General features: G+C 61.3%; 10 protein-coding genes. 9 read left to right on the top strand and 1 reads right to left on the bottom strand.

Annotation, left to right across the window (positions count from 1 at the left end; genetic code table 11):
• The 8 genes from prlC (at position 1) to BM70_RS0101405 (ending at position 10,210) form a co-directional block, all read left to right on the top strand.
• On the top strand, positions 1-2,052 hold the full coding sequence (prlC, locus tag BM70_RS0101440) for an oligopeptidase A (protein WP_025854348.1): 2,052 nt from the start codon (positions 1-3) through the stop codon (positions 2,050-2,052).
• Complete coding sequence (locus BM70_RS0101435) at positions 2,049-2,324, top strand: YheV family putative zinc ribbon protein (protein ID WP_025854347.1); 276 nt, start codon at positions 2,049-2,051, stop codon at positions 2,322-2,324. Before prlC ends, BM70_RS0101435 begins: the two co-directional genes overlap by 4 nt.
• Positions 2,325-2,634: 310 nt before the next feature.
• Positions 2,635-3,387 (top strand): gluconate 2-dehydrogenase subunit 3 family protein, encoded by a 753-nt coding sequence (locus BM70_RS0101430; protein WP_025854346.1) that lies wholly within the window; start codon positions 2,635-2,637, stop codon positions 3,385-3,387.
• Positions 3,388-3,389: 2 nt separating this feature from the next.
• Complete coding sequence (locus tag BM70_RS0101425) at positions 3,390-5,174, top strand: GMC family oxidoreductase (protein WP_025854345.1); 1,785 nt, start codon at positions 3,390-3,392, stop codon at positions 5,172-5,174.
• Between the two features lie 12 nt (positions 5,175-5,186).
• Entirely contained in the window at positions 5,187-6,485 is a 1,299-nt protein-coding gene (locus BM70_RS0101420; protein ID WP_025854344.1) for a cytochrome c, read from the top strand.
• An 81-nt stretch (positions 6,486-6,566) separates the two neighbouring features.
• Complete coding sequence (locus tag BM70_RS0101415) at positions 6,567-7,625, top strand: PA0069 family radical SAM protein (protein WP_025854343.1); 1,059 nt, start codon at positions 6,567-6,569, stop codon at positions 7,623-7,625.
• Between the two features lie 226 nt (positions 7,626-7,851).
• Positions 7,852-8,583: a carbonic anhydrase gene (locus BM70_RS0101410; protein ID WP_025854342.1), complete on the top strand. Its 732-nt coding sequence runs from the start codon at positions 7,852-7,854 to the stop codon at positions 8,581-8,583.
• A gap of 85 nt (positions 8,584-8,668) precedes the next feature.
• Entirely contained in the window at positions 8,669-10,210 is a 1,542-nt protein-coding gene (locus BM70_RS0101405) for a SulP family inorganic anion transporter (RefSeq protein WP_025854341.1), read from the top strand.
• Positions 10,211-10,390: 180 nt separating this feature from the next.
• Here BM70_RS0101405 and BM70_RS0101400 read toward each other — a convergent pair whose 3' ends face one another.
• Positions 10,391-11,038: a hypothetical protein gene (locus BM70_RS0101400; protein WP_025854340.1), complete on the bottom strand. Its 648-nt coding sequence runs from the start codon at positions 11,036-11,038 to the stop codon at positions 10,391-10,393.
• 367 nt (positions 11,039-11,405) lie between these two features.
• Between BM70_RS0101400 and coxB the strand changes: the two genes are divergently transcribed.
• Complete coding sequence (gene coxB, locus BM70_RS0101395; protein ID WP_025854339.1) at positions 11,406-12,533, top strand: cytochrome c oxidase subunit II; 1,128 nt, start codon at positions 11,406-11,408, stop codon at positions 12,531-12,533.
• The last annotated feature ends 31 nt before the right edge of the window (positions 12,534-12,564 follow it).

Below are 12,564 nucleotides of genomic sequence, written 5' to 3'. Positions count from 1 at the left end.
GTGAGCGCGAACAACCCTCTTCTGCAGTCCTACGACCTGCCGCCGTTCTCGGCGATCCGTGCCGAGCACGTGCAGCCGGCCATTGAACAGATCCTCGCCGACAACCGCGTTGCCATCGAAGGCATCCTGCACAGCCAGGGTAAACATCCGACGTGGGCCGGCCTGGTCCTGGCCATGGACGAACTGAATGACCGCCTCGGTGCTGCCTGGAGCCCGGTCAGCCACCTCAATGCCGTGTGCAACAGCGCCGAACTGCGCGAAGCCTATGAAGGCTGCCTGCCGGCGTTGAGCGCCTACTCCACCGAGATGGGCCAGAACCGCGCGCTGTTCCAGGCCTTTGAAGCCCTGGCCAACAGCCCGGAAGCCGCCGGCTTCGACGTGGCGCAAAAAACCATCCTGGAACACTCGCTGCGTGACTTCCGCCTGTCCGGCATCGATCTGCCGCCCGAGCAGCAAAAGCGCTACGCCGAAGTGCAGAGCAAACTGTCCGAGTTGGGCAGCAAATTTTCCAACCAGTTGCTGGACGCCACCCAGGCCTGGACCAAACACGTGACCGATGAGGCCACCCTCGCCGGCCTGACCGACTCGGCCAAGGCGCAGATGGCTGCCGCGGCCCAGGCCAAAAGCCTCGACGGCTGGCTGATCACCCTGGAATTCCCCAGCTACTACGCGGTGATGACCTACGCCCAGGATCGCGCCCTGCGTGAAGAAGTCTACGCAGCCTACTGCACCCGTGCGTCGGACCAAGGCCCGAATGCCGGTCAGAACGATAACGGCCCGGTGATGGAACAGATCCTCGACCTGCGTCAGGAGCTGGCTCAGCTGCTGGGTTATGCGTCGTTCTCCGAACTGAGCCTGGCCACCAAAATGGCCGAGTCCAGCGACCAGGTGCTGAGCTTCCTGCGTGACCTGGCCAAGCGCAGCAAGCCGTTTGCCGCCCAGGACCTGCAACAGCTCAAGGCCTACGCTGCTGAACAAGGCTGCGCCGACCTGCAAAGCTGGGACAGTGGTTTCTACGGCGAAAAACTCCGTGAGCAGCGCTACAGCGTGTCCCAGGAAGCCCTGCGCGCCTACTTCCCGATCGACAAAGTGCTGGGCGGCCTGTTCGCCATTGTGCAGCGCCTGTACGGCATCGAGATCGCCGAGCAGAAAGGCTTCGACACCTGGCACCCGGATGTCCGCCTGTTTGAAATCAAGGAAAACGGCCAGCACGTCGGTCGCTTCTTCTTCGACCTTTACGCCCGCGCCAACAAGCGTGGCGGCGCCTGGATGGACGGCGCTCGTGACCGTCGTCGCACCATCGACGGCGTGCTGCAAAGCCCGGTGGCCAACCTGGTGTGCAACTTCACCCCGGCCGACAGCGGCAAGCCCGCCCTGCTGACCCATGATGAAGTCACCACGCTGTTCCACGAATTCGGCCACGGCCTGCACCACTTGCTGACCCGCGTTGAGCACGCTGGCGTGTCCGGCATCAACGGCGTGGCCTGGGATGCGGTGGAACTGCCGAGCCAGTTCATGGAGAACTGGTGCTGGGAGCCGGAAGGCCTGGCGCTGATCTCCGGTCACTATGAAACCGGCGAGCCGTTGCCGCAGGACCTGCTGGAAAAAATGCTCGCGGCGAAGAATTTCCAGTCCGGCCTGATGATGGTGCGCCAGCTGGAATTCTCGCTGTTCGACTTCGAACTGCATGCCACGCACGGTGACGGCCGCAGCGTGGCCCAGGTGCTGGAAGGCGTGCGCGATGAGGTGTCGGTGATGCGTCCGCCGGCCTACAACCGCTTCCCCAACAGCTTTGCGCACATCTTCGCCGGTGGTTATGCCGCGGGTTACTACAGCTACAAGTGGGCCGAAGTGCTGTCGGCGGATGCCTTCTCCAAGTTCGAGGAAGACGGCGTGCTCAATGCCGAGACCGGCCGTGCCTTCCGCGAGGCGATCCTGGCGCGTGGCGGTTCCCAGGAGCCAATGGTGCTGTTCGTCGACTTCCGCGGACGTGCGCCGTCGATTGACGCACTCTTGCGCCACAGCGGCCTGAGTGAGGACGCGGCAGCATGAGTGAAGGGCCTGTGATGACCAAAAAGCAATTCATCGCCGGGGCGGTCTGCCCGGCGTGCAGTGAGCCGGACAAACTGAAAATGTGGACCGAAGACAACGTGCCGCATCGCGAGTGCGTGGCCTGCGGTTATACCGACACCCTGAATGACCAGGGTCTGTCGGTACCCAAGGAGTTGGGCACCCGGGTGAATACCTCGGCATTAAAACCGCCTGCCGATCCCAAAGTGCAGGCAGTGCAGTTCTTCCCTAACCCAAAGCTGAAAAAAGACTAAACAAACGGCACCACCCCTGTAGGAGCGAGCTTGCTCGCGAAAAGCGTCAACGATAACGCGGGCATCCTGAATGCTCGCAGTGTCCTGGAGTTTTTCGCGAGCATGCGCGCTCCTACTTTTTTGCCTGCCAAAAAGCCGATTTTTGCAGCTGAATCGATTCTCCCGATGGTTAGCCTGCTATCATTTGTAACTATTGATTGCTGCTGCGTTCTATCTCCTTGGATCGGTTGGATCCAATTCGCCGCTGAAAAAAGACAAACCGCTCCCAGAAGCGGCTGACAAACCCGTGACCACATGATGAGGTGCCACCATGTCTGATCAAGATCAAGACAACCCCCGGCGTGACTTCCTGCGCAAATCCTTGACCTTGATCCCGGTGGTCACGGTTGCCAGCACCGGCCTTGGCGGTTCGATGCTGATGGCTGCGCCCGAACCGGCCCAGGCGGCGCCTGCCAAGCCTGTGGCGAGCGAAAAGGCCTACGAGCCCACGTACTTCACCGCCGAGGAATGGGCGTTTATCAACGCCGCCGTCGAGCGCTTGATCCCCGCCGATGCCCAAGGCCCGGGCGCCCTGGAAGCGGGGGCGCCGGAATACATCGATCGCCAGATGAACACCCCTTACGCCAGCGGTGCCTTGTGGTTCATGCAAGGTCCGTTCAACGCCGATGCGCCGCCGGAAATGGGCTGGCAGAGCAAACTGGTGCCCAAGGACATCTATCGCCTGGGCATTGCTGCGACGGATGCCTGGTCGAAGGCGTTCAACGGTAAGGTTTTTGCTGCGCAAGACAGCGCTACCCGAGACGATATGCTGCGCCGCCTTGAAGCCGGAGGCAGTGAAGTGACCGCGCATTTTGACGCGGTGCCGCCGAAAATATTCTTCAACCTGTTGCTGCAAAACACCAAGGAAGGGTTCTTTTGCGACCCGATCCACGGCGGCAACAAAGGCATGGTCGGCTGGACCATGATCGGCTTCCCCGGCGCCCGCGCCGACTTCATGGATTGGGTGGAACGCAACGAGCAGTACCCCTTCCCGGCAGTTTCAATCCGCGGCGAGAGGGCCTGAACATGGCGACCATCATGAAGAAAGTGGATGCAGTGATCGTAGGCTTTGGCTGGACCGGCGCGATCATGGCCAAGGAGCTGACGGAAGCGGGCCTCAACGTGGTAGCGCTGGAGCGCGGCCCGATGCAGGACACTTACCCGGACGGCAACTATCCCCAGGTCATCGACGAACTGACCTACAGCGTGCGTAAGAAACTCTTTCAGGACATCTCCAAGGAGACGGTGACCATTCGCCACAGTGTCAATGACGTTGCCTTGCCTAACCGTCAGCTGGGTGCATTCCTGCCAGGCAACGGTGTGGGCGGCGCGGGCCTGCACTGGTCGGGCGTGCATTTCCGGGTCGACCCGATTGAGCTGCGCATGCGCAGCCACTATGAAGAACGCTACGGCAAACACTTCATTCCCAAGGACATGACCATCCAGGACTTCGGTGTGAGCTATGAAGAGCTGGAGCCGTTTTTCGACTACGCGGAAAAAGTCTTCGGTACTTCCGGCCAGGCCTGGACCGTGAAGGGCCAGTTGGTAGGCGAAGGTCGTGGCGGCAACCCGTATGCACCGGATCGCTCCAACCCGTTTCCCCTGGAAGCGCAGAAAAACACCGTGTCGGCACAGTTGTTCCAGAAAGCCGCCGCCAGCGTCGGTTACAAGCCCTACAACCTGCCGTCGGCCAATACCTCGGGACCTTACACCAACCCCTACGGCGCGCAGATGGGCCCGTGCAACTTCTGCGGTTTTTGCAGTGGCTACGTGTGCTACATGTACTCCAAGGCGTCGCCGAACGTGAATATCCTGCCGGCGTTGCGTCAGGTGCCGAACTTCGAGCTGCGGCCCAATTCCCATGTGCTCAAGGTCAACCTCGACAGCACCAAGAGCAAGGCCACCGGTGTGACCTACATCGACGCCCAGGGCCGCGAATGCGAGCAGCCGGCCGAGCTGGTGATTCTTGGCGCCTTCCAGTTTCATAACGTGCGCTTGATGCTGCTGTCGGGCATCGGCAAGCCCTACGACCCGATTACCAATGAGGGCGTGGTGGGCCGGAACTTCGCCTACCAGAACATGGCGACCATCAAGGCGTTCTTCGACAAGGACACCCACACCAACAACTTCATCGGTGCGGGCGGTAATGGGGTGGCCATCGATGACTTCAACGCCGACAACTTCGATCATGGACCGCACGGCTTTGTGGGCGGTTCGCCGATGTGGGTCAACCAGGCCGGCAGCCGGCCGATTGCCGGCACGTCGAACCCACCGGGCACCCCGGCCTGGGGCAGCGCGTGGAAGCGCGCCACCGCCGATTACTACACCCACCAAGTGTCGATGGATGCCCATGGCGCGCATCAATCCTACCGCGGCAACTACCTGGATCTGGATCCGGTTTACCGCGATGCCTACGGCCTGCCGCTGCTGCGCATGACGTTCGACTGGCAGGAAAACGACATCAAGATGAACCGCTTCATGGTCGAGAAAATGGGCAAGGTCGCCGAGGCGATGAACCCCAAGGCGATTGCCGTGCTCGGCAAAAAGGTCGGTGAACACTTCAACACGGCGTCCTACCAGACCACCCACCTCAACGGCGGCGCGATCATGGGCACCGACCCGAAAACCAGCGCGTTGAACCGTTATCTGCAGTGCTGGGACGTGCACAACGTATTTGTCCCAGGCGCGTCCGCTTTTCCACAAGGCTTGGGCTACAACCCGACCGGCCTGGTGGCGGCGCTGACCTATTGGTCGGCCCGGGCGATTCGCGAGCAGTACCTGAAAAACCCCGGCCCACTGGTTCAGGCATAAGGAGCGATGACCATGAAAGCACTTGTTATCGCGACCTTTGCCCTCTTCGGCAGTTGCTCGGTGAGCGCTGCAGAAACAGACCTGGTCAAGCAGGGTGAATACCTGGCCCGCGCGGGTGACTGCGTGGCCTGCCACACCGCCAAGGGCGGTAAACCCTTCGCCGGCGGCCTGCCAATGGAGACGCCGATTGGCGTGATCTATTCCACCAACATCACCCCGGACAAGACCGGCCTGGGCGACTACAGCTTCGAAGACTTCGACAAGGCCGTACGCCATGGCGTCGCCAAGAACGGTAGTACCCTTTACCCGGCGATGCCCTACCCGTCTTACGCCCGTGTCAGCGACGGCGATATGCAGGCCTTGTATGCGTACTTCATGAAAGGCGTCGAGCCCGTCGCCCAGGAGAACAAGGACAGCGATATTCCCTGGCCCTTGAGCATGCGTTGGCCGCTGGCGGCGTGGCGTTGGATGTTTGCGCCGTCTGTCGAGGAGCACCCGGCGCAAGCCACTGCCGACCCGGTGATCAGCCGCGGTGCCTACCTGGTGGAAGGCCTCGGCCACTGCGGCGCGTGCCATACGCCGCGGGCGCTGACGATGCAGGAGAAAGCCCTGAGTGCCGCCGACGGCAACGCTTTCCTGTCCGGCAGCGCGCCACTGGAAGGCTGGATCGCCAAGAGCCTGCGCGGTGACCACAAGGATGGCCTCGGCAGTTGGAGCGAGGAGCAACTGGTGCAATTCCTCAAGACCGGTCGCAGCGATCGCAGCGCGGTGTTTGGTGGCATGAGCGACGTTGTCGTCCATAGCATGCAGTACATGTCGCAGGATGACCTGACGGCGATCGCCCGTTACCTCAAGAGCCTGCCGGCGGTGGACCCCAAGGACCAGCCGCACCCGTACGACAAGCAGGTCGCGGATGCGCTGTGGAAAGGCGATGACAGCCAGCGCGGCGCCTCGGTGTACATCGACAACTGCGCCGCCTGCCACCGTACTGACGGCCATGGCTATACACGCGTGTTCCCGGCGTTGGCGGGCAATCCGGTTCTGCAGACGGCGGATGCCACATCGTTGATCAATATCGTGTTGAACGGCGGTACGTTACCGGCGACCCACACGGCGCCGTCCACGTTCACCATGCCGGCGTTCGCCTGGCGTCTGTCGGACCAGGAAGTGGCGGATGTGGTCAGTTTCATCCGCGGCAGTTGGGGGAACAAAGGTGCACCAGTGAAAGCCGGTGAGGTGACGGACCTGCGCAAGAACGATATGCGCACCACCTCCGGCGATGACTTGGGCCAAGTGACACAAAAGCACTGATCCTTCCCTGACCGCTCAACGGCACTGGTCAGAAACCTCGCGCCTCGATACTGTATATAAAAACAGTATCGAGGCGCTTTCATGTCTACTCCGCTGCCGCCCCGAGGTCGGGGCACGGCCACCAACCTGCATAACCGCTTTGCGCCCACGGTCAGCGTGGCTGAGGACGACGGCTGGTTCCAGGAGGTGCCGCCGACCCAGGGCACCGAAGTGCGCATCGAAACGGCCAAGACCATCATCACGCGTAATAACTCGCCGGACTTGCCATTCGATCGCTCGATCAACCCCTACCGTGGCTGCGAGCATGGCTGCATCTACTGCTATGCGCGGCCCAGTCACGCGTATTGGGACATGTCGCCAGGGTTGGATTTCGAAACCAAATTGATCGCCAAGACCAATGCCGCGGACGTGCTGGAGCAGCAGTTGTCGAAGCCGGGCTATGTGTGTGCGCCGATCAACCTGGGCTCCAATACCGACCCTTATCAGCCGATCGAGCGCGAGTACAGGATTACCCGGCAAACCCTGGAAGTGTTGCTGCGCTATCGCCACCCGGTGACCATCATCACAAAGGGGTCGCTGATTTTGCGTGACTTGGATCTGCTGACCGAGTTGGCGCGCCAGCGACTGGTGGCCGTGATGATCAGCCTCACCAGCCTGGACGACGAACTCAAGCGCATCCTCGAACCACGCACAGCGGCGCCCAAGGCGCGGTTGCGGGCGATCCGGGTGATGCGCGACGCGGGGATCCCGGTGGGTGTGCTGTGCTCGCCGATGATTCCGATGATCAACGACAGTGAGCTGGAAAGCCTGTTGACCGAAGCCCATGCCGCTGGCGCGCAAAGCGCGGCGTACATGATGCTGCGCCTGCCGCTGGAGGTGGCGCCGTTGTTCGAGGAGTGGCTGGCGGCCCATTACCCGCAGCGTGCGGCCCATGTGATGAGCCTGGTGCGCCAGGTGCGTGGCGGCGAGGTGTATGACAGCCGTTTCGGCGTGCGCATGCGTGGCGAAGGGCCGTTTGCCGATTTGCTCGCCCAGCGTTTCAGCAAGGCGATCAAACGCCTGGGGTTGAACCGACGGGAAGGCTTCAATCTGGATTGCACAGCTTTTTGTCCACCGGGCAGGCAGATGGCTTTGTTGTAGACTGAGCAGACCTAATGCGATGCTCCTGTAGGAATAGTCGCGTTTTGATATCACTGAAACCCGCGTCCTAGAGCGGTTCATTCAGTTTGAGTTAAGTTTCGACGGTTACCTTGTTCAGCGAGTGACTGATGAGTCGACGGCCCGGTTTTTGGCATTTACAACGATTGCACTGGCCTGGCGTCGAACTGACCTGAAAACTCCCCTGCATTAATCAAGAGGATGAATCATGAGTGACAAGGATAAACAGCCGTTGGCTGCGTCGGCTTCTGCCTCTCCAGTGGCGGAAACCGCCGATGCAGCGCTAAAGCATATCGTTGACGGCTTTTTGCATTTCCATCACGACGTCTTCCCACAGCAGGAAGAACTCTTCAAGAAACTCGCCACGGCCCAGAGCCCACGGGCGATGTTCATTACCTGCGCCGACTCGCGCATCGTGCCTGAGCTGATCACCCAAAGCTCGCCTGGCGACCTGTTCGTGACCCGTAACGTCGGGAACGTCGTACCGCCTTACGGTCAGATGAACGGGGGTGTTTCCACGGCCATCGAGTACGCCGTACTTGCCTTGGGCGTGCAGCACATCATCGTCTGCGGGCACTCCGATTGCGGCGCCATGCGTGCAGTCCTCAACCCCGCCAGCCTGGAGAAGATGCCAACCGTAAGGGCCTGGCTGCGACACGCCGAGGTCGCCAAGTCCATGGTCGAGGACAACTGCGACTGCGCCAATGAAGGCGAGAGCATGAAGGTGCTGACCGAAGAAAACGTCATCGCCCAACTGCAGCATTTGCGCACCCACCCTTCCGTGGCGTCGCGCATGGCCAATGGTCAATTGTTTATCCACGGTTGGATCTACAACATCGAGACCAGCGAAATCCGCGCCTACGATGCGGACCAGTCGGCGTTCCGACCGTTGAGCGGCGAAGGGCCGATCCCTTGCGCGACGCCTAAAGCGCGCTTCTAAAACACTTCCCTGCCGGGTAAAGCGGTGGCTGCCATGGATGCAGCCAGGCTTTGTCGCGCCCGGTAAATGCCTCGGGAGAGTCATCATGCGTGCTGCTCAATTGAAAGCTGTATTGCCACGGGAGCTGCTCGCTTCCGTGGTTGTGTTTCTGGTCGCCCTGCCCTTGTGCATGGGCATCGCGATCGCCTCCGGCATGCCGCCAGCCAAAGGCCTGATCACCGGGATCATCGGTGGCCTGGTGGTGGGTTGGCTGGCGGGTTCGCCGTTGCAGGTCAGCGGTCCGGCTGCCGGTTTGGCTGTGCTGGTATTCGAACTGGTGCGCCAGCACGGCATGCTGATGCTCGGGCCGATCCTGCTGCTGGCGGGCTTTCTGCAACTGGTTGCCGGGCGTCTGCGGCTGGGTTGCTGGTTCCGTGTCACGGCGCCGGCGGTGGTGTACGGCATGCTGGCGGGGATTGGCGTGCTGATTGTGCTATCGCAGATTCACGTAATGCTCGACGGTGCGCCCAAGCCTTCGGGGTTGGACAACCTGGCGGGTTTTCCAGCGGCGTTGGCACAAGCGATTCCGACCCTGGGCGGTGGTCTGGGCTGGCAGGCGGGATTGCTCGGTGTGGCGACGATGCTGGTGATGTACGCCTGGGATAAATGCCGACCGCAACGCTTGCGTTTTGTACCGGGGGCCCTGCTGGGCGTGGGCCTGACCACCGTTGTGAGCCTGGTGCTGGCGTTGCAGGTCAAGCGCGTGGAAGTCCCGGAAAACCTCGCCGATGCCATCGATTGGCTGCGCCCCAGCGACCTGTTGAACCTCGCCGATCCTCAATTGTTGATTGCCGCGTTTGCGGTGGCGTTTATTGCCAGCGCCGAAACCCTGCTTTCCGCCGCGGCTGTCGACCGCATGCACAGTGTTCAGCGTTCTGATTTCGACAAGGAATTGTCTGCGCAAGGTGTAGGCAACATGCTCTGTGGCCTGGTGGGCGCCTTGCCGATGACCGGCGTGATCGTACGCAGCTCGGCCAACGTGCAGGCCGGTGCCACCACGCGTTTGTCGGCGATGTTCCATGGCCTGTGGCTGCTGGCGTTCGTGCTGTTGCTGTCGAGTGTGCTGCAGAGCATCCCCGTGGCGAGCCTGGCGGGTGTGCTGGTGTACACCGGGATCAAGCTGGTGGACGTCAAGGCGTTCAAGGCCTTGGGACGCTATGGGCGGATGCCGATGTTCACCTATGCGGCCACGGCGCTGGCGATCATCTTTACCGACCTGCTGACGGGTGTGCTGGTGGGCTTCGGCCTGACGCTGGTGAAGCTGGCATTCAAGGCTTCGCGGCTCAAGGTCAGCCTGATCGACTTGCCCCAGGAGGGCGAGATGGAGTTGCGCCTGATCGGCGCGGCGACCTTCCTGAAAGTGCCGGCGTTGACCCAGGTGCTGTCGACGGTGCCCGCGGGGACCACCGTGCACGTGCCGCTCAACAACCTGAGTTACATCGACCATTCCTGCCTGGAGTTGCTGGAGGAGTGGGGCCGGGCGAATGCGGCGAAGGGTTCGAAACTGGTGATTGAGGCGCGCGGTTTGAAGCGCCGGCTCGAAGGCCGGGTGCGGACGACGACGGGGATAGGTTCAGCCGCCGTCTGACCACCGCATACCCCTTGTAGGAGCGAGCTTGCTCGCGAAAAGCGTCAACGATGACGCGGGTATTCTGAATGCCCGCGGTGTCCTTGGGGCCTTCGCGAGCAAGCTCGCTCCTGCAAGAAGATTGATTGTTCCCTGGGCAGAGCGTGGGGAGCGATCAACACGTGGCGTCAGTCGAGAGGCTCAGGCTGGCTGATCCAACGCCAACTCAACCCCCAACTGCCGCGACAGGCACGGCCAGCGCTTCCACGCTGCTTCCGTGTCCGGGCTCTTCAGTTGTTCGCGATAGGCCTCGACCGACTCCAGCGCAAAGCTGTCCTCATTGAGCATTTCATCCACGGCGTGGTGCACTGCTTCATCCAGCTGGTTGGCGAATGCTTCGCCGATCAGTTGATGGGCGATGACATTCGCCACGGTGGTGTCGGCCGGAATCAGCGGCTGGCCAAAATGCTTGATGTACAGATCGTTGACCTCTTCGACCAGGCGATGAGCCAGGTAGGCCTCGTCGAGCAGGCCGTCGAGCCCCTCATGGCCGGCCAGGATGGCGGGCGGTTGCAGGAAGAAATGCTCGGCGATCTGCAGCACTGGCTTGATCTGGCTTTCGATGCCGGCCTCGCGGGCGACGTCATTGGCGGCGTCGAGCAAGTCCGGGACGAGGTCGATGTAGGCCTTCACGAAGCGGGTCATGACAATGTTGCGATCACCGTCAGCCAGGGAAATGGCCGAATGCAGGTGCGGCAATTGTTTTTCCAGTTGCTGGGCAAGCTGGCCCGTGCTGGCTTCGTGTTGATGGGCACGGGAAATCTGCTCGCGCAATGCGGCGGTGTTCATGAAAGCTCCAGTGATGCAGGCGTAGGAAAAGGGAGAAGATAAGGTAGCTCGTTTATACGAGCGCCTAAGACGCATTTGTCATAATTATTTCATGGTTATGCGCGCGCGTTATATCGAATTGCCATCGTTCGTCGGATAAACGATTCCGCCCCCGGTTTTATTGGCTCCGACCGGTCATTTTTGCTCATTTGCCCCTACACATTGCGGGGTTGCAGAGCCTGTCTATACTCGGGTTTGTACGCGATTAGCTGATGACGCCAGACTGCATAAGCAGGCAAGGCTAAGCGGTTGTAAGCAGTATGGAAGCCGCTCCCTTCGACGCAGGTGCAAACCGGCGGGATAACAAGAACGATAAGGGGAACCCGCAATGATGCGACATCCACACGTTTGGATGGGCCTCCTGTTGTGGTCGGTATTCGGCCAGGCGCATGCCGCCTGGACAACGAATATGGCGCCAGGGGCGACAGAAGTCAGTCACGCTGTGTTCGATCTGCACATGACCATTTTCTGGATCTGTGTGGTGATCGGCATCATCGTGTTTGGCGCGATGTTCTGGTCGATGATCGTTCATCGCCGGTCCACGGGCCAGGTCGCGGCCAAGTTCCACGAGAGCACCACGGTGGAGATCCTCTGGACCGTCGTGCCCTTGCTGATCCTGATCGCGATGGCCATCCCGGCGACCAAGACCCTGATCAATATCTACGACAGCAGCGAATCGGATATCGATATCCAGGTCACCGGCTACCAGTGGAAGTGGCATTACAAATACCTGGGCCAGGACGTGGAGTTCTTCAGCAACCTGGCCACGCCCGCCGAGCAGATCCATAACCAGGCGACCAAGGGCGAACATTACCTGCTGGAAGTCGACCAGCCGCTGGTGCTGCCGGTGGGGGCCAAGGTGCGCTTCCTGGTGACGGCGGCCGACGTGATCCACTCCTGGTGGGTGCCGGCGTTTGCGGTCAAGCGCGACGCCATTCCCGGCTTCGTCAACGAGGCCTGGACCCGCATCGAAAAGCCCGGCATCTACCGCGGCCAGTGCGCCGAACTGTGCGGCAAGGACCATGGCTTCATGCCCATCGTGGTCGAGGTCAAGTCCAAGGCCGACTACGACACCTGGCTCGGCGAGCGCAAGGAAGAGGCGGCCAAGCTCAAGGAGCTGACCTCCAAAGAGTGGACGCTGGAAGAGTTGGTGGCCCGTGGCGACAAGGTCTACCACACCACCTGTGTGGCCTGTCACCAGGCCGAAGGCCAGGGCCTGCCGCCGATGTTCCCGGCGCTCAAGGGCTCGAAAATCGCCACCGGGCCAAAAGAAGGCCACCTGAGCCTGGTCTACCACGGCAAGCCAGGTACCGCGATGGCGGCCTTCGGCAAGCAGCTCTCGGAAGTGGACATCGCCGCCGTGGTGACCTACGAGCGCAACGCCTGGGGCAACAACAAGGGCGACATGGTCACGCCTAAAGACGTGCTGGCCATCAAGCAGGCGGAAAGCAAATGACCGACTTCATCGCTTTTACCTCGACCCGCCC

The sequence above is a fragment of the Pseudomonas sp. CHM02 genome (genome assembly GCF_000612585.1).
GTDB lineage: Bacteria > Pseudomonadota > Gammaproteobacteria > Pseudomonadales > Pseudomonadaceae > Aquipseudomonas.
This window is presented reverse-complemented; position numbering and strand designations above follow the sequence as displayed.